General features: G+C 62.1%; 23 protein-coding genes. 15 read left to right on the top strand and 8 right to left on the bottom strand.

The genetic code is table 11. The features are described 5' to 3' along the window. Nucleotides 1–63 precede the first annotated feature (63 nt). The 14 genes from A462_RS10285 (at nt 64) to A462_RS10350 (ending at nt 18,540) form a co-directional block, all read left to right on the top strand. On the top strand, nt 64–1,164 hold the full coding sequence (locus tag A462_RS10285) for a polyamine ABC transporter substrate-binding protein (RefSeq protein ID WP_008437002.1): 1,101 nt from the start codon (nt 64–66) through the stop codon (nt 1,162–1,164). A gap of 25 nt (nt 1,165–1,189) precedes the next feature. Next, on the top strand, nt 1,190–2,608 hold the full coding sequence (locus A462_RS10290; protein ID WP_008437001.1) for an aminotransferase: 1,419 nt from the start codon (nt 1,190–1,192) through the stop codon (nt 2,606–2,608). Between the two features lie 56 nt (nt 2,609–2,664). Continuing rightward, nucleotides 2,665–3,522, top strand: coding sequence for a response regulator transcription factor (locus A462_RS10295; protein WP_032899610.1), 858 nt, complete (start codon nt 2,665–2,667; stop codon nt 3,520–3,522). 88 nt (nt 3,523–3,610) lie between these two features. After that, nucleotides 3,611–3,892, top strand: coding sequence for a peptidylprolyl isomerase (locus A462_RS10300; RefSeq protein WP_003208024.1), 282 nt, complete (start codon nt 3,611–3,613; stop codon nt 3,890–3,892). Nucleotides 3,893–4,032: 140 nt separating this feature from the next. Further along, on the top strand, nt 4,033–5,892 hold the full coding sequence (locus tag A462_RS10305; RefSeq protein WP_008436996.1) for an extracellular solute-binding protein: 1,860 nt from the start codon (nt 4,033–4,035) through the stop codon (nt 5,890–5,892). Continuing rightward, a complete protein-coding gene (locus A462_RS10310; protein WP_003208021.1) occupies nt 5,892–6,953 on the top strand; it encodes a microcin C ABC transporter permease YejB in 1,062 nt (353 codons plus the stop codon). The genes A462_RS10305 and A462_RS10310 overlap by 1 nt, the downstream gene beginning before the upstream one ends. Continuing rightward, a complete protein-coding gene (locus tag A462_RS10315) occupies nt 6,953–7,975 on the top strand; it encodes an ABC transporter permease (protein WP_003208019.1) in 1,023 nt (340 codons plus the stop codon). Before A462_RS10310 ends, A462_RS10315 begins: the two co-directional genes overlap by 1 nt. A gap of 11 nt (nt 7,976–7,986) precedes the next feature. After that, a complete protein-coding gene (locus tag A462_RS10320) occupies nt 7,987–9,558 on the top strand; it encodes an ABC transporter ATP-binding protein (RefSeq protein ID WP_008436992.1) in 1,572 nt (523 codons plus the stop codon). Then, entirely contained in the window at nt 9,555–10,952 is a 1,398-nt protein-coding gene (locus A462_RS10325) for a sigma-54 interaction domain-containing protein (RefSeq protein ID WP_008436990.1), read from the top strand. Before A462_RS10320 ends, A462_RS10325 begins: the two co-directional genes overlap by 4 nt. A 296-nt stretch (nt 10,953–11,248) precedes the next feature. Beyond that, the gene (locus A462_RS10330) at nt 11,249–12,640 is read left to right on the top strand and encodes a GntP family permease (RefSeq protein WP_008436988.1); all 1,392 of its coding nucleotides are present in this window, start codon (nt 11,249–11,251) and stop codon (nt 12,638–12,640) included. Between the two features lie 7 nt (nt 12,641–12,647). Continuing rightward, entirely contained in the window at nt 12,648–13,421 is a 774-nt protein-coding gene (locus tag A462_RS10335) for a 3-hydroxybutyrate dehydrogenase (RefSeq protein ID WP_008436986.1), read from the top strand. Between the two features lie 169 nt (nt 13,422–13,590). Then, nucleotides 13,591–15,549 carry an acetoacetate--CoA ligase gene (locus A462_RS10340; RefSeq protein ID WP_008436984.1) on the top strand — a complete coding sequence of 653 codons (1,959 nt, stop codon included), beginning with the start codon at nt 13,591–13,593 and terminating at the stop codon, nt 15,547–15,549. Nucleotides 15,550–15,684: 135 nt separating this feature from the next. After that, nucleotides 15,685–18,222: a PAS domain-containing hybrid sensor histidine kinase/response regulator gene (locus tag A462_RS10345; RefSeq protein WP_023658930.1), complete on the top strand. Its 2,538-nt coding sequence runs from the start codon at nt 15,685–15,687 to the stop codon at nt 18,220–18,222. Nucleotides 18,223–18,264: 42 nt separating this feature from the next. Beyond that, nucleotides 18,265–18,540 carry a peptidylprolyl isomerase gene (locus tag A462_RS10350; RefSeq protein ID WP_008436975.1) on the top strand — a complete coding sequence of 92 codons (276 nt, stop codon included), beginning with the start codon at nt 18,265–18,267 and terminating at the stop codon, nt 18,538–18,540. A gap of 116 nt (nt 18,541–18,656) precedes the next feature. Here A462_RS10350 and A462_RS10355 read toward each other — a convergent pair whose 3' ends face one another. From A462_RS10355 to A462_RS10390, 8 genes are all read right to left on the bottom strand, one after another. Next, nucleotides 18,657–19,565, bottom strand: coding sequence for a sugar kinase (locus A462_RS10355; protein WP_008436973.1), 909 nt, complete (start codon nt 19,563–19,565; stop codon nt 18,657–18,659). 129 nt (nt 19,566–19,694) lie between these two features. Continuing rightward, nucleotides 19,695–20,903, bottom strand: coding sequence for an amino acid deaminase (locus tag A462_RS10360; RefSeq protein WP_003208003.1), 1,209 nt, complete (start codon nt 20,901–20,903; stop codon nt 19,695–19,697). A gap of 9 nt (nt 20,904–20,912) precedes the next feature. Continuing rightward, on the bottom strand, nt 20,913–21,677 hold the full coding sequence (locus A462_RS10365; RefSeq protein WP_003208002.1) for an IclR family transcriptional regulator: 765 nt from the start codon (nt 21,675–21,677) through the stop codon (nt 20,913–20,915). Nucleotides 21,678–21,846: 169 nt separating this feature from the next. Beyond that, nucleotides 21,847–22,236: a RidA family protein gene (locus A462_RS10370; protein ID WP_003208000.1), complete on the bottom strand. Its 390-nt coding sequence runs from the start codon at nt 22,234–22,236 to the stop codon at nt 21,847–21,849. Between the two features lie 23 nt (nt 22,237–22,259). Further along, complete coding sequence (locus A462_RS10375; RefSeq protein ID WP_003207998.1) at nt 22,260–23,045, bottom strand: amino acid ABC transporter ATP-binding protein; 786 nt, start codon at nt 23,043–23,045, stop codon at nt 22,260–22,262. Continuing rightward, nucleotides 23,042–23,704 (bottom strand): amino acid ABC transporter permease, encoded by a 663-nt coding sequence (locus A462_RS10380; protein WP_003207996.1) that lies wholly within the window; start codon nt 23,702–23,704, stop codon nt 23,042–23,044. Before A462_RS10380 ends, A462_RS10375 begins: the two co-directional genes overlap by 4 nt. 9 nt (nt 23,705–23,713) lie before the next feature. Beyond that, nucleotides 23,714–24,376 carry an amino acid ABC transporter permease gene (locus A462_RS10385; RefSeq protein WP_003207993.1) on the bottom strand — a complete coding sequence of 221 codons (663 nt, stop codon included), beginning with the start codon at nt 24,374–24,376 and terminating at the stop codon, nt 23,714–23,716. Between the two features lie 52 nt (nt 24,377–24,428). Then, complete coding sequence (locus A462_RS10390; RefSeq protein ID WP_003207992.1) at nt 24,429–25,277, bottom strand: transporter substrate-binding domain-containing protein; 849 nt, start codon at nt 25,275–25,277, stop codon at nt 24,429–24,431. 336 nt (nt 25,278–25,613) lie between these two features. On the opposite strand from A462_RS10390, the gene A462_RS10395 reads away from it, so the two are divergent. Further along, on the top strand, nt 25,614–25,850 hold the full coding sequence (locus tag A462_RS10395) for a hypothetical protein (RefSeq protein ID WP_003207990.1): 237 nt from the start codon (nt 25,614–25,616) through the stop codon (nt 25,848–25,850). The last annotated feature ends 41 nt before the right edge of the window (nt 25,851–25,891 follow it).

Here is a 25,891-nt window from a genome sequence, read left to right as displayed (position 1 = left end):
CTGCCTGAAAGTGCAATCAGCCCCTCGGCCTGACAACAAGCACAACATCAAGGTGGGTTCGCCATGCATAAAGCCGTTATCGCCCTGTTCAGCGCTGTCTTGCTTGCATCAACGTCCGTCAGCCAGGCCGCTGACGACCCGGGCAACACCTTGCGCATCTACAACTGGGCCGATTACATCGGGGAACACACCCTCGCCGACTTCGAGAAAGCCACCGGCATCAAGGTGATCTACGACACCTACGATTCCTACGAGACCGTGCAGGGCAAGCTGCTGTCCGGGCGTTCGGGCTATGACCTGGTGGTGCTCAACGCGTCCCTGGTGCCGCTGCTGATCAAGGCCAAGGCCTTCCAGCCCCTCAACAAAGCGCTGCTGCCGGACTGGAACAACCTCGACCCGCAAGTGCTGAAAAGCCTGGAAACCCATGATCCGGGCGTGACCTATTCCGCGCCTTACACCTGGGGCAGCAATGGCGTGACCTACAACATCGACAAGATCAAGGAACGCATGCCGGATGCGCCCATCGGCTCCCTGGCGATGATCTTCGATCCCAAGATCGTTTCGCGCTTCTCCGACTGTGGCATCACCTTCATGGACTCCCCTACCGACATGATCCCGCTGGCCCTGACCTACCTCGGCCTGGACCCCAACAGCGTGGCGCCCAAAGACCTCAAGGCCGCTCAGGACGTGCTGATGGCCGTGCGCCCGTACATCCGCAAATTCGACTCCAGCGGCTTTATCAACGGCCTGGCCAATGGCGAGCTGTGCATGGCCACCACCTGGTCCGGCGACTACGCCACGTCCCAGGCCCGGGCGGCGGAAGCCGGGGCCAAGGTCAACCTGGGTTACTTCATCCCCAGGGAAGGCTCGCTGATCTGGTTCGACAACTTCTACATCCCGGCCGACGCACCCCATGTGGCGAATGCCCACAAGTTCATCGAGTTCCTCCTGCAACCCGAGGTTATCGCCGGCGTCAGCAACACCATTCACTACGCCAACAGCAACCTGGCCTCCAAGCCCTTCGTAAATGCCGATATACGCGACAACCCGGCCATCTACCCGGACTCGGCGACGATGCAACGCTTGTTCACCCAGAAAAGCCAGTCCCAAGCCGCCGTGCGCCTGATCACCCGTACCTGGAATGCCGTGAAGACCGGCAAGTGAAACCCAGCCATTGAAGGTAAACGCCATGACCCTGCCAAATCCTGACTTTTTCGCCCAGTTCGACCACGACCAACTGGACGCCGCCGACAAGGCCCATTACATGCACGGTTTTCATATGTTCGACGAACACCGTGAACAAGGCTCACTGAATATCGCGGCGGGTGACGGCGCCTACATCTACGACACCGCCGGCAACCGCTACCTGGATGCGGTCGGCGGCATGTGGTGTACGAATATCGGCCTGGGCCGCGAGGAAATGGCAGACGCCATCGCCAACCAGGTTCGCCAGCTGGCGTACTCCAACCCGTTCTGCGACATGGCCAACGTCACCGCCATCGAACTGTGCGCCAAGCTTGCCAGCCTGGCTCCCGGCGATCTTGATCATGTGTTCCTGACCACCGGCGGTTCCACGGCTGTCGATACCGCCTATCGTCTGGTGCAGTTCTATCAGAACAGTCGCGGCAAGCATGAGAAGAAACACATCATCTCGCGCTTCAGTGCGTATCACGGCTCGACGTTCCTCACGATGTCCATCGGCAACAAGGCCGCCGACCGCGCGCCGGAATTCGATTTCATGAGCGACTTGTTCCACCACATTTCGTGCCCCAACTACTACCGGGCGCCGCAGGGCATGAGCGAGGCGCAGTTCCTCGATTTCCTGGTGGATGAGTTCGAAGACAAGATCCTGACCATCGGCGCCGACAAAGTGGCCGCGTTCTTTGCCGAACCGATCATGGGCTCGGGCGGCGTGATCATTCCGCCCAAGGGTTACCACCGCCGCATGTGGGAAGTCTGCCAACGTTATGACCTGCTCTACGTGGCGGATGAAGTGGTGACGTCCTTCGGCCGGCTGGGAAAATTCTTCGCCTCCCAGGAAGTGTTCGACATGCAACCGGACATCATCACCACCGCCAAGGGCCTGACGTCCGGCTACCTGCCGTTGGGCGCGTGTATTTTCTCGGAGCGCATCTGGCAAGTGATCGGCGAGCCGGGCAAGGGCCGCTGCTTTACCCACGGCTTCACCTACAGCGGCCACCCGGTGAGTTGCGTGGCGGCGCTGAAGAACATCGAGATCATCGAGCGGGAGAACCTGCTGGCCCATGTCGAGGACGTCGGCGTGTACCTCGAACAGCGCCTGCAAACCCTGGCCAGCCTGCCGCTGGTGGGCGATGTGCGCTGCCAGCGGCTGATGGCCTGCATTGAGTTCGTCGCCGACAAACACACCAAGGCGCTGCTGCCGGACGCGGTGAACATCGGCGAGAAGATCCACCTGCGGGCCCAGGCCAAAGGCTTGCTGGTACGGCCCATTGGCCACCTGAATGTGATGTCGCCGCCGCTGATCATCACCCATGCCCAGGTGGATCAAGTGGTGGAAATCCTGCGCCAGTGCATCCTCGACACCGCCGAAGAGCTGCGCCAGAGCGGCGAGTATCAAGGCCGATGAGCCTGGGCGCCCCGGTGCTTTTGCCGGGGCCCTGGCCGGCGGGTAGACTGGCCGGCATGAACCAGCATGCCGATCACTGCCCTGCCCCGTCCTTCCAGGTGCTTGACGCCTGGAATGGTGCGTTGGCCCACGCCTTCGCCAGCGTCGACGAAGCGTCATTCCTTGAACACCTGGCCTGCGCCCTCAGTGCGCTGACCCCTATCGAATCGATGATGATCAGCCTGGAGCGCCAGGGCCAGGCGCCACACTTGCTCTACCAGCAAGGCATCCCCCGGCCGCACTACGAAGAGATCATCAACCGTTACTTCTCCCGGGGCTACCTGCTGGACCCGTTCTGCCTCGCGGTAGACAAGGGCCTGGCCGAAGGTTTCTACCACCTGGCGCAGATCGCCCCGGACGATTTCTTCAACAGCGAGTACTACAAAACCTACTACCTGCGCAGCGGCGGCGCCCAGGAGAGCTACTACATCGTCGACCTGTGCCCCAACAGCAAGATTTCGTTGTGCATGTTCCAGGGGCTGAGTGCCGGCCAGTTCAGCGACGAACAACTGGCACTGCAACGAACCGCCCAACCCATCGTGCGCGAACTGCTGCGCCGCTTCGGCACCACGGGCGGGCTGTGCAAGGTGATCAGCGACGAGGCCTTCACCCAGACCCAGGTGCATCAGCAGATTGAAGCGGCGTTCATGCATTTTGGCAGCGGCGTATTGACCGTGCGCGAACGGGAAATCGCCCACCTGATATTGCGCGGGCACTCGGTGAAATCCACCGCGCAGGTGCTGGGCATTTCCCCGGAAACCGTGCGCATGCACCGCAAGCATTTGTATACCAAGCTTGAAATCAACTCCCAGGCGGAGCTGTTTGCGCTGTTTATCGATTGGCTGACCCACAGCGGCGTAATGGCCCGATCCTGAACCGTCCATGCAACCCGGGGGAACTTTGCCAGGAAATAACCACCTGAATCCGGTACGCTCAGCATTTTTACCCAAGGAGATACCCCTCATGGCCAAAGCCACCGCCCGTCACATCCTCGTTGCCACCGAAGACAAGTGCAACGAACTGAAAGCGCAAATCGAAGGCGGCGCCGACTTCGCCGAAGTTGCCAAAGCCAACTCGTCCTGCCCGTCCAGCCGTCAAGGCGGCGACCTGGGTTCGTTCGGCCCGGGCCAAATGGTCAAGGAATTCGACACCGTCGTATTCAGCGCCCCGGTCAACACCGTGCAAGGCCCAGTGAAAACCCAGTTCGGTTATCACCTGCTGGAAGTAACCAGCCGTCAGGACTGATCCAGTCCGCGCTAATGTTTAAAACAACGGCCCACCCTTTGGTGGGCCGTTGTGCATCTGTGACAGTGTGATGACTGGCGAGGCGTACGTGCATAGCGTACAAATCCCTTTACCTCTTCACCCGGCGCCCAAGGCTGATAATGCGAGTCGCTTTTTCTACCCTGTTTTGCTCCACCCTGGCCCTGTTGCTGGCCAGCACCGCCGTGATCGCCGCGCCGCAATCGGCATTGACCGTGTACGGCGAGCCGGCCAAATACCAACCCGGCTTCACCCATTTCGACTACGCCAACCCCAATGCCCCCAAGGGCGGCAGCCTGCGGCGTTCGGCGATCGAAATCGGGCGCTACGACCATGTACTGCCTTATGGCGACAAAGGCATCGGGGTCAGCCAGGTCGATGGCTGGCTGTATTCGCCCCTGGCCCTGCGTTCGCTGGACGAACCCTACACGGTCTACGGCCTGGTGGCGGAAAAGATGGAGCGGTCAGACGACGGTCTGTCCCTGCGTTTCTACCTGAACCCCAAGGCGCGTTTCGCCGATGGCCAACCGATCACCGCCGAAGACGTGCGTTACTCCTTTGACCTGCTGATGACCCAGGGCAGCCTGCGCTACCGCACGCTGTTCGCCGACGTCAAACACGTCGAAGTCGAAGGCCCGCGCCAGGTGCGCTTCGATTTCGCAAGCAATGAAAACCGCACCCTGCCCCTGGATGTCGCGACTCTGCCGGTGTTCCCCGAGCATTGGTGGAAGACCCGCAACTTCGCCGACGGCGGCGGCTACGAGATTCCCCTCGGCAGCGGCCCCTACACCATCAGTAAGGTGGATGCCGGCAACACCATCATGTTCAAGCGTGACCCGAACTGGTGGGGCAAGGACCTGCCCATCAGCCGTGGCCTGTACAACTTCGATCACCTGAGCCTGGAATACTTCGGCGACACCGAAGTCGCGCGCCAGGTCCTGCGGGGCGGTGCCTACGACTTCAACCGCGAATTCTCCGCCACCGGCTACTCCATCGGCTACAACGGCCCGGCCCTCGATGATGGCCGCCTGCAACGCGCGCACCTGGCCAAGGAGGCACCGCAGCCGGCCCAGGGCTACGTGTTCAACGTGCAAAAACCGATGTTCAAGGACCGCCGCGTGCGCCAGGCCCTGGCCATGCTGTGGGACTTCGAGTGGGCCAACCGGCAGATGATGCGCAACATGTACATCCGCCAGCAGAGCTTCTTCTCCAACAGCCCGCTGGCAGCGACCCAACTGCCGGACGCCCAGGAGCTGGCGATCCTGGAACCCCTGCGCGGGCAGATTCCCGACGAAGTCTTCACCCAGGTGTTCAAGGCCCCCACCACCGACGGTACCGGGATGATCCGCGACAAGCAGCTGCAAGCCCTGGCCCTGCTGGAACAGGCCGGCTGGAAGCCCGACGGTGACAAGCTGGTGAATGCCGAGGGCGAGCCGCTGGAGTTCACCTTCCTCAACGCCCAGAACGGCCTTGAGCGCCTGTTGTTGCCGTACAAGCGCAACCTGGCGCAGATCGGCATCACCCTCAACATCCGCCGCATTGACTCCTCGCAATACGTCAACCGCCTGATGGCCCGGGACTACGACATGATCGTCACCGGCTTCCCGGTTACCACCTCGCCGGGGATGGAGCTGTACAACTACTTCGGTTCGGCCGCCGCGTTTGATACCGGCGCCAACAACTACATGGTGCTGAAAGACCCGGCCGTCGACAGCCTGATCAACGGCCTGGTCAAGGCCGATACCCAGTCGCTGATGCTCAGTTACGCCCACGCCCTGGACCGCGTGCTGCAATGGAATTACCTGTGGATCCCCAACTACTACCCGCCGGGCACCTCCGCCGCGTGGTGGAACCGCTTCGGCCGCCCGGCCGTGGAAGCCAAGACCGATGAGGCCCTGGAAACCTGGTGGGAAATCAGCCCCACGCCGCTGACCAATGAACAGATGAAAGCCGAACTGACCAAACGCCCGGGAGCCCGCTGATGTTTGCCTATATCGTGCGGCGCCTGCTGCTGATCATTCCCACCCTGGTGATTATCCTGCTGGTGAATTTCGTTATCGTGCAGGCCGCGCCCGGCGGGCCGGTGGAACAGGCCATCGCCCACCTGCAAGGCATCGGCGGCGGTGGCGTCGGCGGCTCGTCTGCCGAAAGCCTCAGCAGCGGCTCACGGGCCAGCCGTGGCCTGGACCCGAAACTGATCAAGGACATCGAAAAACAATACGGCTTCGACAAGCCCGCGCCGGAACGCCTGTGGCTGATGCTCAAGAGCTACGCCCAGCTGGACTTCGGCAACAGTTTCTTCCGTGGCAAAAGCGTGACCGACCTGATCCTCGAAAAGATGCCGGTGACCATTTCCCTCGGCCTGTGGGCCACCTTGATCACCTACCTGGTGTCGATCCCGCTGGGCATTCGCAAGGCGGTGCGCCATGGCAGCAGTTTCGATGTGTGGAGCAGCACCGCGATCGTGATTGGCTATGCGATGCCGGCGTTTCTGTTTGCGATGTTCCTGATCGTGGTGTTCGCCGGCGGCACTTCGTTGAACTGGTTTCCGGTGCGCGGGCTGGTCTCGGAAAACTTTGACCAGTTGAGCACCGTCGGCAAGATCGCCGATTACTTCTGGCACCTGGTACTGCCGGTCAGCGCCCTGGTGATCGGCGGCTTCGCCACCTTGACCATCCTCACGAAAAACTCGTTCCTCAATGAAATCACCCGCCAGTACGTGGTCACCGCCCGGGCCAAAGGCTTGAGTGAACGCCGGGTGCTTTACGGGCATGTGTTCCGCAATGCCATGCTGCTGGTGATCTCGGGGATTCCCCAGGCATTTATCGCGGTGTTCTTTGCCGGTTCGCTGCTGATCGAGGTGATCTTCTCCCTCGACGGCCTCGGTCGCATGAGCTACGAAGCTGCGGTTTCACGGGATTATCCGGTGGTGTTCGGTTCGTTGTTTATCTTCACGCTGTTTGGCCTCTTGATAAAACTTATCGGTGACCTCTGCTACACCCTGGTGGACCCGCGTATCGACTTCGCCGCGAGGAACGCCTGATGCTCAAGCTCTCTCCCGTGGCCCGTCGGCGCTTTGAACGCTTCAAGAAAAACCGCCGCGGCTGGTGGTCGCTGTGGCTGTTTATCGGCCTGTTTATCCTGACCCTCGGCGGCGAGTTGATCGCCAATGACAAACCCCTGGTGCTCAGCTACCAGAACGAACTGTATTTCCCGGTGTTCAAGCGCTACACCGAGCAGGAGTTCGGCGGGCAATTGCCATTCCAGGCGGATTACCGCAGTGAATACGTGCAGAACCTGATCAAGAAGGACGGCGGCTGGATGCTGTTTCCGCCAATCCCGTTCAGCGACGACACGCCCAACTATGAGCTGACCCGCCCTGCCCCCAGCCCGCCCTCCAGCGTGAACTGGCTGGGCACCGATGACCAATCCCGCGACGTGCTGGCGCGGGTGATCTTCGGCGCCCGGGTGTCGATCCTGTTTGCCCTGGCCCTCACCGCCATCAGCGCCGCCATCGGCATCGCCGCCGGTGCCTTGCAGGGATATTACGGCGGCTGGGTCGACTTGCTCGGGCAACGAATATTGGAAGTGTGGTCCGGGCTGCCGGTGCTGTATCTGTTGATCATCCTGTCAGGGTTTGTCGAACCGAATTTCTGGTGGTTGCTGGGGATCATGGCGCTGTTTTCCTGGCTGGCCCTGGTGGACGTGGTGCGCGCCGAGTTCCTGCGGGGGCGCAATCTGGAGTACGTCAAGGCCGCGCGGGCGTTGGGCCTGGGGGACGGCAAGATCATCCGCCGGCATATCCTGCCGAACGCGATGACCGCCACCTTGAGCTACTTGCCGTTCATTTTGACCGGGGCGATTTCCACCTTGAGCGCCCTGGATTTCCTCGGTTTCGGCATGCCCGCCGGCAGCGCGTCACTGGGTGAGCTGATCGCCCAGGGCAAGCAGAACCTGCAAGCGCCGTGGCTGGGGCTGACCGCGTTTTTCACCCTGGCGCTGATCCTGTCGTTGCTGGTGTTTATCGGCGAGGCGTTGCGTGACGCCTTCGACCCACGCTCATGAAGGCCGTTGAGATGACTGAAAACCTGATCGAGATTCGCGACCTGAGTGTCGCCTTCAACGGCCAGACCGTGGTGCGCAAGCTGTGCCTGGACGTGCGCCCCGGCGAGTGCCTGGCGCTGGTGGGCGAGTCGGGTTCGGGCAAATCGGTGACCGCCCATTCGATCCTGCAACTGCTGCCCGAAGCCGGCACCGAAACCACCGGCTCGGTGCGCTATCGCGGCCAGGAACTGCTCGGCGCCTCGCCCGCCACCCTGCAAAAACTGCGGGGCAACCGGATTGCGATGATCTTCCAGGAGCCGATGACGTCCCTGAATCCGCTGCACAGCATCGAGAAGCAGATCGGCGAAACCCTGCTGTTGCACAAGGGCCTGGGCGGCAAACAGGCCCAGGCGCGGATCCTCGAATTGCTCGAACTGGTGGGCATCCAGAAGCCCCGGGAACGCCTCAAGGCCTACCCACACCAACTCTCCGGCGGCCAGCGCCAGCGGGTGATGATCGCCATGGCCCTGGCCTGTGAACCGGAACTGCTGATTGCCGATGAGCCGACGACTGCACTGGATGTGACGGTGCAGCGCAAGATCCTGCTGCTGCTCAAGTCCCTGCAACAACGCCTGGGCATGTCGCTGCTGCTGATCAGCCACGACCTCAACCTGGTGCGCAGCATTGCCCAGCGGGTGTGCGTGATGAAGGCCGGGGAAATTGTCGAACAGGCGGATTGCGAAACCCTGTTCTGCGCCCCGCAGCACCCTTACAGCCGCCTGCTGCTGGATGCTGAACCGGCAGGCATCGTCTTGAACCACGAGGCGCGGGAGACGGTGTTGCAGGTGGATAACCTGAGTGTGCAGTTCCCGCTGGGCGGCGGGCTGTTCCGGCGCAAGCAGTACCTGCAAGCGGTGGACGGCATCAGCCTGGAGGTACAGCGCGGCAAGACACTGGGGATTGTCGGCGAGTCCGGCTCGGGCAAATCCACCCTGGGCCAGGCGATTCTGCGGCTGCTGGATTCCAGCGGCGCGATTCGCTTCCAGGGCGAGGCCCTCGACGGCCTGACGCAAAAGCAGATGCAACCGTGGCGCAAGCAGATGCAGGTGGTGTTCCAGGACCCGTTCGGCAGCCTCAGCCCGCGGATGTCGGTGGCGCAGATCATCAGCGAAGGCCTGGAAGTGCATGCGCCGTGCAGCCTCAAGGACCGCGAAGCCCAAGTGATCCGCGTGCTGGAAGACGTGGGCCTGGACCCTGCCAGCCGCCATCGCTACCCGCATGAATTCTCCGGCGGCCAGCGCCAGCGCATCGCCATCGCCCGTGCGCTGGTGCTCAAGCCGGCGCTGATCCTGCTGGACGAACCCACCTCGGCGCTGGACCGTACCGTGCAGAAACAGGTGGTCGCCCTGCTGCTTGAGCTGCAGGAAAAGTACGGCCTGACGTACCTGTTTATCAGCCATGACCTGGCGGTGGTGCGGGCCCTGGCCCACGACATGATCGTGATCAAGGACGGCAAGGTGGTGGAACGCGGGCCCAGCGATGAAGTGTTTGCCGCGCCTCAACACCCTTACACCCGGGAACTCCTCGCGGCGGCGCACCCATGAGCACCACCGGCAGCCTCAAGGATTACCAATACGTTCGCGGCCTGGCGATCCAGTCGCTGTTCGAGATCATCGAGCAGTCCAGCGAAGGCACGGTGATTGTCGACGGTGACGCGAACATCGTCTGGATGAACGAGCGCTACGCCAAGCGCTTCGGCCTGAAAAGCGCCGACGAAGCCATCGGGCAACCCTGCGAGCAGGTGATTTCCAACAGCCTGTTGCGCCAGGTGGTGCGTAACGACCAGCCGATATTGCTGGATATTCAGGACACGCCCAAAGGCCCGCTGGTGGTGATGCGCCTGCCGATCCATGACGACGCCGGCAAGGTGATCGGCGCCATCGGGTTTGCGTTGTTTGATGAGCTGCGCAACCTGTCGCCGCTGATCGAGCGCTACCTGAGCATGCAGCAGGAACTGGCTTCCACTCGGTCGCTGCTGAGGTCGCGGCAGAGTAAATACAACTTCGCGCACTTTATCGGCACCAGCGCGGCCAGCCTGGAAGTCAAACGTCGGGCGCGGCGCAGTGCGAGCGCGGAGTCGCCAGTGTTGCTGCTGGGGGAAACCGGGACCGGCAAGGAGCTGCTGGCCCAGGCGATTCATGGTGCATCGCCTCGGGCGCACAAAGCCTTTGTGAGCATCAACAGCGCGGCGATTCCCCATGATTTGTTGGAAGCCGAATTCTTCGGCACGGCACCGGGCGCGTTTACCGGCGCCGACCGCAAGGGCCGCCCCGGCAAGTTGCAGATTGCCCAGGGCGGCACGCTGTTTCTGGATGAGATCGGCGACATGCCGCTACCACTGCAAAGCAAATTGCTGCGGGTGTTGCAGGAGAAAGAGTTCGAGCCGGTGGGCTCCAACGAGATGATCCACAGTGATGTGCGGGTGATTGCGGCCACGTCCATGGACCTGGAAGCGGCAATCAAGCGCGGGGAGTTTCGGGCGGACCTGTATTACCGGCTGAATGTGCTGCCGATCCAGGTGCCGCCGTTGCGCGCGCGGCTGGATGATTTGCCGGCGTTGAGCGAGGCGATTCTGGAGGAGTTGCGCAGCCAGCATGAGCTGGACCGCGAGGCCTTGGCGTTATTGGCGCAGCATGCGTGGCCGGGGAATATCCGCGAGCTGCGCAATGTGCTGGAGCGGGCGGCACTGTTGAGTGATGACCTGGTGCTGGATGCCAGTGAAATTCGCGCAGCAATTGGTACATTCAGCCCGGTTGAGCAGAGTTCGGTAGAGACCGTTGAGGGCGAGAGTTTCAGCGAGGCCCGGGAGCGGTTTGATCGGCAGGTGATTGGGGCGGCGTTGAAGCACTGTGAGGGGAATGTGGTGGAGGCAGCGAAGCGGCTGGGGCTGGGCCGGTCGACCTTGTACAAGAAAATGGTTGCGCTGGGCATCGCATAATCTCAAAACAGAGACACAATTCCAAATACAGAGAAAATCCAATGTGGGAGCGGGCTTGCTCGCGAATGCGGTGTGTCAGTGCCTGAATTACTGCCTGATACACCGCATTCGCGAGCAAGCCCGCTCCCACATTTGATCTCCAACAGTCTCAAATTCGGGACAAAACTTGAGAACATTCTCACAGATCAAGAGTTTCTCTATATATTTCAACAGGTTAATAACTTGGCACACATCTCGCTATAGCCCCTCCCCACCGCCTCACCCCCACAAAAATAACAATCAGATGGAGACACACCATGAGTGTGATCATTGCCCTCGCCGCCCTGGCGCTGCTGATGCTGGCCGCCTACCGTGGCTACAGCGTCATCCTGTTCGCCCCCATCGCCGCCCTCGGCGCCGTGCTGCTCACCGACCCTTCCGCCGTCGCTCCCGCGTTCACCGGGGTGTTCATGGAGAAAATGGTCGGCTTCCTCAAGCTGTATTTCCCGGTATTCCTGCTCGGCGCGGTGTTCGGCAAGCTGATTGAAATCTCCGGCTTCTCGCGCTCCATCGTCGCCGCTGCGATCCAGGTGCTCGGCACCCGCCAGGCGATGCTGGTGATCGTGCTGGTGTGCGCCCTGCTGACCTACGGCGGCGTGTCGCTGTTCGTGGTGGTGTTCGCGGTGTACCCGTTTGCCGCCGAGATGTTCCGCCAGAGCAATATCCCCAAGCGCCTGCTGCCGGCGACCATCGCCCTAGGCGCGTTCTCGTTCACCATGGACGCCCTGCCCGGCACGCCGCAGATCCAGAACATCATCCCCAGCACCTTCTTCAACACCACCGCCTGGGCCGCGCCGTGGCTGGGGCTGATCGGCACGATCTTCGTGTTCTGCGCCGGCATGCTGTACCTGGCCCGCCAGCGCAACAAGGCCCAGCGCGCCGGTGAAGGCTATGGGACCGAGCTGCGCAACGAGCCGGAAACCGCCGAAGACATCAAGCTGCCCAACCCATGGATCGCCCTGTCGCCGCTGCTGCTGGTGGGCATCATGAACCTGCTGTTCACCCACTGGATTCCGCTGTGGTACGGCAAGACCCACACCCTCAGCCTGCCGGGCATGAGCGCGCCGGTGCAGACCGAAGTCGCCAAGCTCACGGCAATCTGGGCGGTGCAGGCGGCGTTGCTGGTGGGGATTATCGTGGTGCTGGTGTTCGGCTTCTCGGCGATTCGCAGCAAGCTCGCCGAGGGCAGCAAGAGTGCCGTCAGCGGCGCGCTGCTGGCGGCGATGAACACCGCTTCGGAATACGGTTTTGGTGCGGTGATCGCCTCGCTGCCGGGCTTCCTGGTGCTGGCGGACTGGCTCAAGGGCATTCCCAACCCACTGGTCAACGAAGCGATTACCGTGACCCTGCTGGCCGGCATCACCGGTTCCGCCTCGGGCGGCATGAGCATCGCGCTGGCGGCCATGTCGGAGAGCTTTATTTCAGCGGCCCATGCGGCCAATATCCCCCTTGAAGTACTGCACCGGGTCGCGGCCATGGCCAGCGGCGGCATGGACACCCTGCCCCACAACGGCGCCGTGATCACGCTGCTGGCGGTCACCGGGCTGACCCACCGCGAAGCCTATAAAGATATTTTCGGCATCACGATCATCAAGACCCTCGCGGTGTTCGTGGTGATTGGTACTTTCTACGCCACCGGCATTGTGTGAGGTTGATATGACGACATTGAACGGCAAGACCGCCCTGGTCACCGGCTCCACCAGCGGCATCGGCCTGGGCATCGCCCTGAGCCTGGCCAAGGCCGGCGCCAACCTGATCCTCAACGGCTTCGGCGATGCCAGCGCGGTGATCGCCCAGGTGCAGGCCTTCGGCGGCAAGGTCGGGCATCATCCGGCCGACGTCAGCGACCCGGCGCAGATCGCCGAGATGATCGCCTACGCCGAGCGCGAGTTTGGCGGCATCGACATTCTGGTGAACAACGCCGGGATCCAGCATGTGGCGCCGGTGGACGAATTCCCGGTGGAGCGCTGGGATTCGATCATTGCGATCAACCTGTCGTCGGTGTTCCACAGCACGCGTTTGAGCCTGCCGGGCATGAAAGCCAAGGGTTGGGGGCGGATCGTCAATATCGCCTCGGTGCATGGGCTGGTGGGTTCGGTGGGCAAGGCGGCTTACGTCGCTGCCAAGCACGGGGTGATCGGGCTGACCAAGGTGGTGGGCCTGGAAACAGCCCAGAGTAATGTCACCTGCAATGCCATCTGCCCGGGCTGGGTGCTGACGCCGCTGGTGCAGAAGCAGATTGATGACCGCATTGCCAGCGGGGTTGACCCGCAGCAGGCGCAGCAGGATTTACTGGCGGAGAAGCAGCCGTCGCTGGAGTTCGTGACACCGCCGCAATTGGGGGAGCTGGTGCTGTTCCTGTGCAGCGAAGCCGGCAGCCAGGTGCGGGGCGCGGCGTGGAATATCGACGGTGGCTGGCTGGCCCAGTAAACGACGATTCCCAAGACACCGCAGCTCAAATGTGGGAGCGGGCTTGCTCGCGAATGCGGTGTATCAGTTAACACATCTGGAACTGACCCACCGCATTCGCGAGCAAGCCCGCTCCCACATTTTGATCGGTGTCGTTAGATAGATCAGATAATAAAAAAGAGATTTCCTTATGTCCGAAATACTCTGGCAACCCTCCCCCGAACGCATCCACAACACCCGGATGGACCAGTTCCGGCGCTTCATCAATGATCGCCATGCCTTGCAGATCAGCGACTACCCGGCCCTGCACCAGTGGAGCATCGACCAGCGCCCGGACTTCTGGCAGTCGATTGTCGAGTTCTTCGACGTGCAGTTCCGCACGCCGCCCAGCGCGGTACTGATCGAAGACGCCGAGATGCCCAGCGCCCAGTGGTTTCCCGGCGCTACCCTGAACTTTGCCGAACACCTGCTGCGCCGCCGCGACGATCACCCCGCCGTGGTCGCGATCAGCGAAGACGGCCAACGCGAGCAACTGACCTACGCCGAACTGGCCCGCCATGTCGCCGGCCTGCAACGCAGCCTGCGGGCGGCCGGCGTGGGCGTGGGGGACCGGGTGGCCGCGTGCATGCCCAACACCTGGCAAACCCTGGTGGGCATGCTCGCCACCACCAGCCTCGGCGCCATCTGGTCGTGCTCCTCGCCGGACTTCGGCACCCAGGGCGTGATCGACCGCTTCGGCCAGATAGAACCCAAGGTGCTGATCACCTGCGCCGGTTACCGCTACGCCGGCAAGGTCATCGACCAAAGCAGCAAGCTCAATGAAATCCTCGAACGGCTGCCGTCCCTGCAACAATTGATCATCGTGCCGTATGCCCGCCCGCAAGCCCGGCCCGAGGATTATCAGACCCGGGCCCACGTCGCACTCTGGGACGACTTCTACAGCCCCGGCGGCGAGCCCGATTTCGTCGCCGTGCCCTTCGATCAGCCGCTGTACATCCTCTATTCCAGCGGCACCACCGGCGTGCCCAAGTGCATCATCCACGGCACCGGCGGCGTGCTGCTCACCCACCTCAAGGAACACGGCCTGCACGCCGACCTGTCGCGGGACGACTGCCTGTTCTACTACACCACCTGCGGCTGGATGATGTGGAACTGGCTGGTGTCGGTACTGGCCATCGGCGCCACGGCGGTGCTGTATGACGGCTCGCCGTTTCACCCCGGGCCGGAACGCCTGATGGACCTGATCGACCAGGAAAAAATCAGCGTGTTCGGCACCAGCCCCAAGTTCCTCGCCACCCTGGAGAAAGCCGGGCTGCAACCGCGGCTGAGCCATGACCTGGGCAGCCTCAAGGGCCTGATTTCTACCGGCTCGCCGCTGTCACCCCAGAGCTACGACTACGTGTACCGCGAGATCAAGCCCGAGCTGTGCCTGTCGTCGATGTCGGGTGGCACCGATATCGTGTCCTGCTTCGTGATCGGCAACCCCGTGCTGCCGGTGCGCCGTGGCGAGATGCAGTGCAAGAGCCTGGCAATGGCTATCGAAGTGTGGGACGACCAGGGCCACCCGCTGGTGGGCGAAAAAGGCGAACTGGTGTGCACCCGGCACTTCCCCGCAATGCCTATCGGTCTGTGGAATGACCCGCACCAGGAAAAACTGCGGGCCTCGTATTTCAGCCAGTTCCCCGGCGTGTGGGCCCAGGGCGACTACGCCGAACAGCGACCCAATGGCAGCTTGCTGATCCATGGCCGCTCGGACGCCGTGCTCAACCCCGGCGGCGTGCGCATCGGCACCGCAGAGATCTATCGCCAAGTGGAAAAAGTGCCTCAGGTCCTGGAAAGCCTGGCCATCGGCCAACGCTGGCAGGATGACGTGCGGGTGGTGCTGTTTGTGCGCCTCAACGATGGCATCGAACTGGACGACGGCCTGGAGCAGCAGATCCGCCAGGTGATCCGCGCCAACACCACGCCGCGCCACGTGCCGGCGAAAATTCTCGCGGTGACGGATATCCCGCGCACCATCAGCGGCAAGATCGTCGAACTGGCGGTGCGCAACGTGGTGCATGGGGAGGCGGTCAAGAACACCGACGCACTGGCCAACCCCGAGGCGCTGGAGCAATTTCGTGATCGACCGGAGCTGGCAGAAAGATGAAACGTTTTAGCCTTTAAGCACTCATTTGAAGACAAACCCCTCAAGCATGCTATTTTTCGAGGGTGGAAAGCCGGCCCCGGGTCGCGGGATAATCGGCTTTTGTCATTCTTCAAGCGTTACGCGCAGGGCATTTACATGAACGTATCACCCACCGGCAGCGAGGCCGCAGCACTGATTGCGCGGCTGGACTGGGCACGAAGCCCCCTCGGTGACGCCATTGATTGGCCGCAAAGTCTCCGTACAGCCGTCGACATCGTGATCCATTCACCGATGCCGATGCTGTTGCTGTGGGGTGCCGAACTCACCCAGATCTACAACGATGGCTTCGCGATGCTGGCCGGCAACAAGCACCCGGCCGCCTTCGGCCAACCGGCTGACCTGATCTGGCCTGAGCTCAAGCCGTTTACCGACCCGATCTACAGCGCCGTCCTCATGGGCCAGGTGCGCACCTTCACCGAGCAGCGTTTCGTCCTGCAGCGCAACGACCGCGACACCGAGATCTGGCTCGACCTGACCTACAGCCCGATCCGCGACGAGCGTGGCGAGGTCGCCGGGATCCTGATTACCGCCATCGAAACCAACGAGCGCCGGCGCATCGCCCTGGAACTGCAGCAGCGCACCGAGAACAGCCTCAAGGCCCAGCGCAACACCGAGCAACGCCTGCAGCTGGCCCTGGCCGCCACCGATGCCGTGGGCACCTGGGACTGGGATATCGGCGAAGACCGCTTTATCGCCGACGCCCATTTCGCCCAATTGCACGGTGTTGACCCGTGCGACGCCGACCTGCTGCCCATCAGCGACTACCTGCAAGGCGTGCACCCCGAAGACCGTGGCATGGTGGCCCGCAGCATCAAGCACTGCATCACCCACGGCACCGAGTACGCCGAGGAATACCGCCTGCAGCGCGCCGACGGCGAAGTGCGCTGGGTGTTTGCCCGGGGCCGCTGCTACAAGGACCACCATGGCCGACCGGCGCGTTTTCTCGGCGCCGCCCTCGACCTGACCGAACGCAAGCACACCGAACAGGCCCTGCGCCAAAGCCAGACCGAGCTGCAACTGATCATCAACGCCATGCCGGTGCTGATCGGTTATGTCGACCACGAGCAGCGTTTTCGCCTGAACAACAGTGCCTATCTGGAATGGTACGGCATGACCCCGCAGGAGTTGTACGGCAAGAGCATCCGCGAAGTCGTGGGCGACGAAATCTATGCCGGGCGCGTCGACAAGATCGAGGCGGCGCTCAAGGGCAAGGCCTGCAGTTTCGTTACCGTCACCCCGCACCATGACGGGCGGCCACGCCACGCGCTGATGAAGTACCTGCCGCGTTTCAGCGCTGACGGTTCAGTCAACGGTTTCTATATTTTTGTGATCGACGAGACCGAGCGCAAACTGACCGAAGAAGCCCTGCGCCACCTCAACGAAAACCTCGAAGAGCGCGTCAGCCAGCGCACCCAGGCCCTGGCCGAAGCCAACCAGCGCCTGCAAAACGAGATGTTCGAGCGCGAGCGTGCCGAAGACGCCCTGCGCCATGCCCAGAAGATGGAAGCGGTCGGCCAGCTCACCGGCGGCATCGCCCATGACTTCAACAACATGCTCACCGGGATCATCGGCAGCCTGGACCTGATGCAACGCTATATCGCCGCCGGGCGCAGCGACGAGATCGGCCGTTTCACCGACGCCGCCGTATCCTCGGCTCATCGCGCCGCTGCGCTGACCCATCGCCTGCTGGCCTTCTCCCGCCGCCAATCCCTGGACCGCAAGCCGGTCGACCCGAATCAATTGGTGGCGTCCCTGGAAGACCTGTTCCGCCGCACCAAGGGCGCGCACATCGAACTCAAGGTGCAACTGGGCACCGACGTGTGGCCGGTGAACACCGACGCCAGCCAGCTGGAAAACGCTCTGCTCAACCTGGTGATCAACGCCCGCGATGCGATGCCCGACGGTGGGCAATTGTGCATCGAGACCGCCAACAGCTACCTCGACGGCACCGACATCACCACCCTGGAACCGGTCAAGGCCGGCGACTATGTGATGCTCGGCGTGAGCGACAACGGCGCAGGCATGACCGCGAAAATCCTCGCCAAGGCCTTCGACCCGTTCTTCACCACCAAGCCCATCGGCCAGGGTACTGGGCTTGGGCTGTCGATGATCTATGGGTTTGCACAGCAATCCGGCGGCCACGTGACCATCCAAAGCGAACCGGGCCAGGGCACCTGCGTGCGCCTGTACCTGCCGCGCCTGCATGGCACGGCACTGGAGCGGACCACACCCGCTACCCAGGGCGAAGCCCCGGTGGCGCTGGAAGGCGAAGCCGTGGTGGTGGTCGAGGACGACCCGGCAGTGCGGATGCTGGTGGTGAATGTGCTGGATGAACTGGGCTACACCGCACACCAGGCGGCGGATGCACGGGCGGCGCTGCCGTTGCTGGAGTCCGACTTGCGCGTGGATTTGCTGGTGACTGATGTGGGCTTGCCGGGGATGAACGGCAGGCAACTGGCGGAAATCGCCCGGCAACACCGGCCGGACCTGAAGGTGCTGTTCATGACCGGTTACGCCGAGAAAGCCGCCGAGCGCCAGGGGTTCCTGGAGGAAGGCATGGACATGGTGGCCAAGCCGTTTTCGATTGACCTGCTGGCCAACAAAATCCGCAGCATGATCAGCTCAGAGGCCTGACTTCAGGCATAATCGCGCGCCGTTTCACATCAGGACCGATCAATGAAAGCCCAAGCCCGTCACATTCTGGTGAAAACCAGTGAGGAAGCCGAACAGCTCAAGCAGCGTATTGCCAAGGGCGAAGCGTTTGATGTGTTGGCCAAGAAGTACTCCACCTGCCCTTCCGCCAAGCGCGGCGGTGATTTGGGTGAAGTGCGGCCGGGGCAGATGGTGGGGGTGATTGATGCGGTGATCTTCAAGAAGCCCGTGAAGCTGGTTCATGGGCCGATCAAGAGCAAGTTCGGGTATCACCTGGTGCAAGTGTTTTATCGCGATTGATGGCTGATCGTTCCCACGCTCCGCGTGGGAATGCCTCACCTGACGCTCTGCGTCCGCTCTTGGGACGCAGAGCGTCCCTGGCTGCATTCCCACGCGGAGCGTGGGAACGATCAGCGTTAGTCTCGGGGAATAAGTGCACCCGGCACCTGAATCACCCGGCTCGCCAGCCGATGCCCGGCCAAGGCTGCTTCCTGCGGCGAGCCGCCCTTGAGCCGACTGGCCAGGTACGCCGCACTGAACGAATCCCCCGCCGCCGTAGTGTCGACCACCTTCTCCACCACCAGCGCCGACACCTCGAACCGCTCATCCTCCCAGCGAATCAAACACGCATCCGCCCCCCGCTTGAGCACCACCTCGGCAATCGTCGGGTACGCCGCAAACACCTGCTCGCTGTCTTCATAGCCGAACAACGCCCGCTCGTCATCCTCGGTCAGCAAGGCGATATCCACCTCGGCCAACACCGCGTGATACGCCGCGCGTGCGGCGTCCACGCTGGCCCACAGGCGTGGCCGGTAGTTGTTGTCGAACACCACCTTGCCGCCGCGCTTGCGGGTTTCGACCAGGGTTTCCAGCAGGCGCGCACGGCCCACTTCGCCCAGCACCGCCAGGGTGATGCCGCTGAAATACACCACGTCGTACGTCGGCAACGCTGCCAGGATCGGCTCGGCCGCCGGAGTGGTGAAGCAGTCGCGCACGGCCGCTTCATTGCGCCAGTAGAGGAATTTGCGCTCGCCGTTGGCATCGGTCTGGATGCAGTACAAACCCGGCAGGCGCCCGGGCAGGCGCTGGACCATGCCCAGGCCCAGGCCTTCTTCGGCCCAGTGCTTGCACATGGCATCGCTGAAGCTGTCATCGCCCAGGGCGGTGACGTAGTCGACGGTGCTCGGTTCACCCAGTTCGCGGCGCAGGTAGACGGCGGCGTTCAGGGTGTCGCCGCCGAAGCTTTGTTGCAGGCTGCCGTCGGCGCGGTGTTGCAGTTCGATCATGCATTCGCCGATGAGGGCGATGCGGGGTTTTGTGTTCATGCCTGGGGTCTCTCGATGTACTGGAGGGCCTCTTCGCGAGCAAGCCCGCTCCCACATTTGAATGCATTTCAACTGAAGGAACTCGGTCGAATGTGGGAGCGGGCTTGCTCGCGAAAGGCGCGACTCGGTCTAGAAGCAGGTATGCAGGCTTTCGATCACCTGCAACTGCTCATCCACCAGATTACCCACTTGCCACTTGTCGAAGGTCAGGCACGGGTGGGATGTGCCGAAGGAGATGATGTCGCCAATGCGCAACTCAACTCCCGGTGCGACGACCATGAACGCATGCTGGTCCATCACGGCGGTGACCTTGCACGCGGTCACGTCATCACCCTCGGCTGGCAGCACGCCAGCCTTGTAGCGCTTGAGCGGCACCGGCAGGCCGGCGTCGTAGGCGACGTCGCGCTTGCCCAGGGCGATCACCGCGAAGCCCGGCTCCGGCAGCGACTGCACATGGGCCCAGACTTCCAGCGCCGGGCGCAGGCCTTCGTTGAGGTCGCTGCGACGATCCAGTACGCAGCACTGCGCGTCTTTGTAGATGCCGTGGTCGTGAGCCACGTAGCTGCCCGGGCGCAATACGCTGAGGAAGCGGCCAGCGGCGTTCTGGGCTTCGAAGGATTCGGCAATCAGGTCGTACCAGGCCGAACCCGAGGCGGTAATGATGGGCTTGGCCAGGTCGAAGGCGCCGCTGTTTTGCAGGTCGACGGCCAGGCGTACCAGGGAGGCGGCGAATTCGCGGATGCCACTGATGGCGTGCTCGCCATGGATCACCCCTTCGTAGCCTTCGATGCCGGTGAGGGCCAGCGCAGGCTGGGCCTTGATCGCCTTGGCCAGGTCGAGCACCTGTTGTTCGGTGCGGCAACCGCAACGCCCGCCGACCACCCCGTATTCGATCATCACGTTCAAGCGCAGGCCACGGGCGGCGAAGAACAGGCCCAGGTCGGCGACGTTGTCCGGGTGGTCGACCATGCAGTGGAAGTCGAATTCGGGGTCGGCCAGCAGGTCGGCGATCAGCGCCATGTTCGGCGCGCCCACCAGTTGGTTGGCCATCAACACCCGGCGAACCCCACCGGCGTACGCAGCGCGGGTCTGCACGGCGTTGGCCAGGGTGATGCCCCAGGCGCCCTGCTCGATCTGCCGCTGGAACAGCGCGGGCATCATGCTGGTCTTGCCGTGAGGCGCCAATTGCGCACCGCTGTTGCTGACGAAATCCTGCATCCAGCGGATGTTGTGTTCCAGGGCGTCACGGTGCAACACCAGGGCTGGCAGGCTGACGTCACGGACCAGATGTGCACCGATGGCGGCGGCGCCTTTTTCAACGGCATTGAAGGCAGACATAAGGGTTTCCTATTCGTTGATGCGACGGGCCAGGTTGTTCGCACTGTCGATCAGCACCCGGCGGTAGTCGTTGTAGTTTTTGATCGCATCGGCCCGTGGGGCGACGATGCACAGGGTCGCAATGCTGATGCCTTGGGCGTCCCGAACCGGGGCGGCAAAGCAGTGGGTAAAGGTGTCGGCGACACTGTCGAAGGAGAAGAATCCGTCGAGGGTGGCCTGACGGATTTGCCCGAGGAAGGTTTCCAGAGGCAGGCGCTGACCGTCCGGGAGGATGAAGTCGTCGTAGTCGATCAGGTCGATGATTTGCTGGTCGCTCAGGTGGCCCAGCAGCAGGCGGCCGGAGGCGGTCCAGGGGATCGGCGCGTTCTCGCCGATGTCTGAGGAAATGCGGAAATGCCGCTCGCCTTCGCGCATCAGGGCCACGGTGTATTTGCGGCCATTGAGCAGGCACATCTGGGCGGTTTCGTGGGTTTGGCTGACGATTTCCTGCAGGGCGTGGTCGGCTTCGCGGGTCAGGTCGAAATGGCGCAGGTGGGCCTGGCCGAGGAAGTACAGCTGACGGCCGAGGTAGACGTGACCGTCCTTGCCGACGGTTTCGAGGATGCGCCGTTCCAGCAGCGAGGCCACCAATTCGTAGACCGTGGATTTGGGGCTGCCGATGCCGCTGGCGATGTCATTCGGGCGCAGGGGCTGGCCGATTTCCTTGAGGAAATCGAGGATATCGAACGCCCGGTCGAGGCCTTTGGCGCGGCGTTTGATGGTGTCTTCGGTCATGGCAGTCGTCGGTCCCGTTTGAAGATGTAGCTATCAACACAGATCCCCTGTGGGAGCGGGCTTGCTCGCGAAAGCGGTGGATCAGTTGTAGATGTATTCACTGACACACCGCTTTCGCGAGCAAGCCCGCTCCCACATTGGGTCTCCTGTGGTCTCAAGAGACGGGCATTTAGCCTTTTTTCTTGTAGGCCACGCAATCGATCTCAACCTTGCAATCGACCATCATGTTCGCCTGCACACACGCCCGCGCCGGAGCATGTTCCGGGTTGAAGTATTCGCCGAAGACTTTGTTGAAGCTCCAGAAGTCCCGTGGGTCTTCCAGCCATACACCGACGCGCACCACGTCTTCCAGGGCGTAGCCGGCTTCTTCGAGAATCGCCACCACGTTGCGCATGGTCTGGTGGGTCTGCTCGACGATCCCGCCCGTGATGATTTCACCGTCCACCGCCGGCACCTGGCCCGACACGTACAACCAGCCATCCGCTTCCACCGCGCGGGCGAAAGGACGAGGCTGGCCGCCGCCTGCAGTGGCGCCGGTGCCGTAACGAGTAATGCTCATAATGGATCTCCTGAAGTGATGATTTAAAAACGAATGTTCTTGAGAAATTCCGCCAGTCGCGGCGATTGCGGGCGTTCGAAAATGTCTTTCGGCGGCCCTTGTTCTTCAATGCGGCCCTGGTTCATGAAGACGATCTTGTCCGAGACTTCATAGGCAAAGCGCATTTCGTGGGTGACCAGCAACATGGTCATGCCCTCTTCCGCCAAACCCTTGATTACGCTGAGCACTTCGCCCACCAATTCCGGGTCCAGGGCCGAGGTGACTTCGTCGAACAGCATCAGGCTCGGGTTCATCGCAATCGCCCGGGCAATCGCCACGCGCTGTTGCTGGCCGCCCGACAGTTGGCCCGGGAAGTGATTGCGGCGCTCCAGCAGGCCGACACGATCCAGCCATTTTTCCGCCAGTGCAACCGCTTCGTCCTTGCCCATCTTCTTGACCTTGAGCAGGCCCAGGGTGACGTTCTGCAAGGCGGTCAGGTGCGGGAACAGGTTGAACTGCTGGAAGGCCATGCCGGTCATTGCGCGGTGCTGGGAGATCACCCGCTCCGGGTGGCGCACGCGCTTGCCGCCGACCTCGCTGTAGCCGATGGATTCGCCGTCGAGGGTGATCTGGCCGCCCTGGAATTCTTCCAGCAGGTTGACGCAACGCAGCAGCGTGGTCTTGCCCGAACCGCTGGAGCCGATCAATGTCACGACGTTGCCGCGCTGCATGCTCAGGTCGACGCCCTTGAGCACTTCCACCGGGCCGTACTGTTTACGCAGGCCGCGAATGTTCAGCAGTGGCTGGCTTTCTTTTGAGAGTTGGTTCATGGCAACGCCACCCGCTTTTCAATGTAACGCCCCAACAATTCGATGGCGTAGTTGATGACAAAAAACATAAAGCCTGCAAACAGGTAGAACTCCAGGGTCATGAACGTCCGGGCGATGACCTGTTGGGTGCTGAGGAGCAGCTCGGCCACACCGATCACCGACAGCAAGGTGGAAGCCTTGACGATTTCGGTGGACGAGTTGACCCAGGTCGGCAGGATCTGCCGCAGCGCCTGGGGTAACAGCACGTAGCCCAGGGATTGATAGAAGGTCAGGCCGATGGCCTTGCCCGCTTCCAGTTGCCCCTTGGGAATGGCCTGCAATGCACCGCGCACGATTTCCGAAACGTGAGAGCCGCAGAACAGCGTCAGGCCCACGGCACCGGCCTGGAACGCAGTGATCTGCCAGCCAAGCGCCGGCAGCATGTAGAAGCACGCCAATACCAGCACAAATACCGGCGTACCGCGGATCAGGTCGACGTACAGGCGAAACGGTGCGCGCATCCAGAATTTGCCGTAGGTCAGTACCAAGCCGGCGACGATGCCGATCAGGGTGCCGAAGATAATGGCCAGGGCCGAGCAGTAGACGCTGGTCTGGAACCCCGCCCAGAGGGTTTCCCGGGCGATCCACAACTCATGCAGCCAGCTGGGGGATTCGTACATGGGCGCTCCTTAGCGGCGAATTGCCAAACGCTGTTCCAGGTAACGGAGCAGCATGGCAATGAGGTAACAGGCAGCCACGTAGAGCGCGGTCGTGACCATCCAGGTTTCAATCACCCGGTAGCTTTCGACGTTGATCTTGCGGGCGTAATAGGTCAGCTCCGGCACCGCGATCGCGGCGGCCAGGGAGGTGTCCTTGAACAGCGAAATGAAATTGTTCGACAGCGCCGGCAGCACATTGCGCAGCATCACCGGCACGGTGATGTACGCGCGGATACGCCATTCGCCCAGGCCAATGGCCAGGCCCGCTTCACGCAACCCCTTGGGAATGTTCAGCAGGCCTGCGCGGAAGACTTCGGTGAGGTAGGCACCGGCGTACAACGACAGGGTGATGATGAACGAAGGGATCTTGTCCAGCCGGATACCCAGGCTGGGCAAGGCGAAGTAGATCAACAGGATCAGCACCAGGATCGGGGTGTTGCGGATCACCGTCACATACACCGAGGCCACGATGCGCAGCGCACGGTGTTTGGACAGCATCGCAAACGCCATCAACAGGCCGATCACGCAACCGATGGCGATGGACAGCAGTGCCAGTTCAAGGCCGAGGCCGAGCCCCGCCAGCAAGCTGGGGAAATCGCGCCACACAGCGGCAAAGTTCAACTGATAGTTCATGGTCGGCAGTACCTGATTGGGGCGCCGTCAGCGACGCCCCAGGGTTTACGAATTACTTGAACTCAACCGGGAAACCGATCGCAGGCTCTGGCAGGTCCACACCGAACCATTGCTTGAACGAGGCCTTGTACATCGGGAATTCCACACCGGTCATGGCTTCATGCAGGGCGGTGTTGACGAAGTTCAGCCAGTCCTGGTCGCCACGCTTGACAGCGCACGCATAGGTTTGCGGGCTCCAGGCGTAGCTCGGGCTGCGGTAGCGGCCCGGGTTTTGCACCATCAGGTACTTGACCGAGGACTGGTCGGTGGCGGCGGTGTCGGCACGCCCGGAGTTCACGGCCTGGTACATCAGGTCGACGCTGTCGTACTGGTCGACCTTGGCTTTGGGCAATGCCTGGTGCACCAGCTCTTCGGCGTAGACGTTTTGCAGCACGGCCACGGTGACGCTGTCGCCGGCGGCCTGCAGGTCTTCGATTTCCTTGTACTTGCTGTTGGCCGGCAGCAGCAGGCCCACACCTTCGCGGTAGTACGGCAGGGTGAAGGCCACTTGCTGCGCACGGCTTGCCGTGACGGTGATGAACTGGCAGCTCATGTCGACCTTGTCGGTCAACAGGTTGGGAATGCGGGCATCGGAAGACTGCACCACGTATTCGACTTTGCTCGGGTCATTGAACAGACCCTTGGCCACGATGTGGCCGATGTCGATGTCAAAACCCTGCAACTTGCCATCCGCTCCCTGGAAGTGCCACGGCGCATTGGTACTGCCTGTACCCACGATCAGGTGCCCACGCTTGAGCACTGTATCGAGCTTGCTGTCCGCCGCCTGCACTACGCTGGCGAGGGAAGCCGATGCGGCGAAGAGAAAAACACACGCTTTGAACACGGAAGGTCGGTGATGCATGACAAGCACTCCAGGGATTGTGTATTCCGCTATACCGGAACTTAGTATGTAACAACGGAATAGACAGCAGAAAGTGTGCCACACGCAGTAACATAAAAATATTGCGGGATTAATTTCTTTTTAAATCAACGGGATAGATTTTTATCAGCGATAAGGCACTGGGCCGGCTGCTGCAATCAGATTGCTACCGTTGGCTACACACCGGGGTGACAGGCCACATTTGGGTGCGCGGGCGGGTCGTTACCGTGCACGAAAGCGGTGCAGTGGCCGGATGGAAGAATTCCGTGGCTGGGCTAGTCTTGGCAGATGATCGAGCCCCCCAAGGAACGCGTTCAGATGAAGATCAGTCTTGTCCTTATGTTGTTGTCGCTGGCATTTGCCACCCAGGTGTTCGCCAAGGATGACCGGCGCGAATGCAAGGCCGAGCTGGTCAGGCTGAAGGCGGCGTTCAGTACGAACTACACCACGCAGAATCATCATGGGTATCGTCGGGCCAAGGATGCCAAGGATCAGGGTGACTATAAGCAGTGCGTGGGGCTGGCGAAGAAGGCTCGGGAGCGGGCGGAGCGCTGAAGGCTTTGGGCTGCTGCGCAGCCCAGCGGGAGCAAGCTCCC

Origin of the sequence: Pseudomonas sp. Ag1 (assembly GCF_000278565.1) — a bacterium.
GTDB lineage: Bacteria > Pseudomonadota > Gammaproteobacteria > Pseudomonadales > Pseudomonadaceae > Aquipseudomonas.
This window is presented reverse-complemented; position numbering and strand designations above follow the sequence as displayed.

Coding starts and splice junctions, on each gene's coding strand:
- A462_RS10285 (WP_008437002.1), top strand. CDS start 64: ATGCATAAAGCCGTTATCGCCCTGTTCAGCGCTGTCTTGCTTGCATCA.
- A462_RS10290 (WP_008437001.1), top strand. CDS start 1,190: ATGACCCTGCCAAATCCTGACTTTTTCGCCCAGTTCGACCACGACCAA.
- A462_RS10295 (WP_032899610.1), top strand. CDS start 2,665: ATGAACCAGCATGCCGATCACTGCCCTGCCCCGTCCTTCCAGGTGCTT.
- A462_RS10300 (WP_003208024.1), top strand. CDS start 3,611: ATGGCCAAAGCCACCGCCCGTCACATCCTCGTTGCCACCGAAGACAAG.
- A462_RS10305 (WP_008436996.1), top strand. CDS start 4,033: ATGCGAGTCGCTTTTTCTACCCTGTTTTGCTCCACCCTGGCCCTGTTG.
- A462_RS10310 (WP_003208021.1), top strand. CDS start 5,892: ATGTTTGCCTATATCGTGCGGCGCCTGCTGCTGATCATTCCCACCCTG.
- A462_RS10315 (WP_003208019.1), top strand. CDS start 6,953: ATGCTCAAGCTCTCTCCCGTGGCCCGTCGGCGCTTTGAACGCTTCAAG.
- A462_RS10320 (WP_008436992.1), top strand. CDS start 7,987: ATGACTGAAAACCTGATCGAGATTCGCGACCTGAGTGTCGCCTTCAAC.
- A462_RS10325 (WP_008436990.1), top strand. CDS start 9,555: ATGAGCACCACCGGCAGCCTCAAGGATTACCAATACGTTCGCGGCCTG.
- A462_RS10330 (WP_008436988.1), top strand. CDS start 11,249: ATGAGTGTGATCATTGCCCTCGCCGCCCTGGCGCTGCTGATGCTGGCC.
- A462_RS10335 (WP_008436986.1), top strand. CDS start 12,648: ATGACGACATTGAACGGCAAGACCGCCCTGGTCACCGGCTCCACCAGC.
- A462_RS10340 (WP_008436984.1), top strand. CDS start 13,591: ATGTCCGAAATACTCTGGCAACCCTCCCCCGAACGCATCCACAACACC.
- A462_RS10345 (WP_023658930.1), top strand. CDS start 15,685: ATGAACGTATCACCCACCGGCAGCGAGGCCGCAGCACTGATTGCGCGG.
- A462_RS10350 (WP_008436975.1), top strand. CDS start 18,265: ATGAAAGCCCAAGCCCGTCACATTCTGGTGAAAACCAGTGAGGAAGCC.
- A462_RS10355 (WP_008436973.1), bottom strand. CDS start 19,565: ATGAACACAAAACCCCGCATCGCCCTCATCGGCGAATGCATGATCGAA.
- A462_RS10360 (WP_003208003.1), bottom strand. CDS start 20,903: ATGTCTGCCTTCAATGCCGTTGAAAAAGGCGCCGCCGCCATCGGTGCA.
- A462_RS10365 (WP_003208002.1), bottom strand. CDS start 21,677: ATGACCGAAGACACCATCAAACGCCGCGCCAAAGGCCTCGACCGGGCG.
- A462_RS10370 (WP_003208000.1), bottom strand. CDS start 22,236: ATGAGCATTACTCGTTACGGCACCGGCGCCACTGCAGGCGGCGGCCAG.
- A462_RS10375 (WP_003207998.1), bottom strand. CDS start 23,045: ATGAACCAACTCTCAAAAGAAAGCCAGCCACTGCTGAACATTCGCGGC.
- A462_RS10380 (WP_003207996.1), bottom strand. CDS start 23,704: ATGTACGAATCCCCCAGCTGGCTGCATGAGTTGTGGATCGCCCGGGAA.
- A462_RS10385 (WP_003207993.1), bottom strand. CDS start 24,376: ATGAACTATCAGTTGAACTTTGCCGCTGTGTGGCGCGATTTCCCCAGC.
- A462_RS10390 (WP_003207992.1), bottom strand. CDS start 25,277: ATGCATCACCGACCTTCCGTGTTCAAAGCGTGTGTTTTTCTCTTCGCC.
- A462_RS10395 (WP_003207990.1), top strand. CDS start 25,614: ATGAAGATCAGTCTTGTCCTTATGTTGTTGTCGCTGGCATTTGCCACC.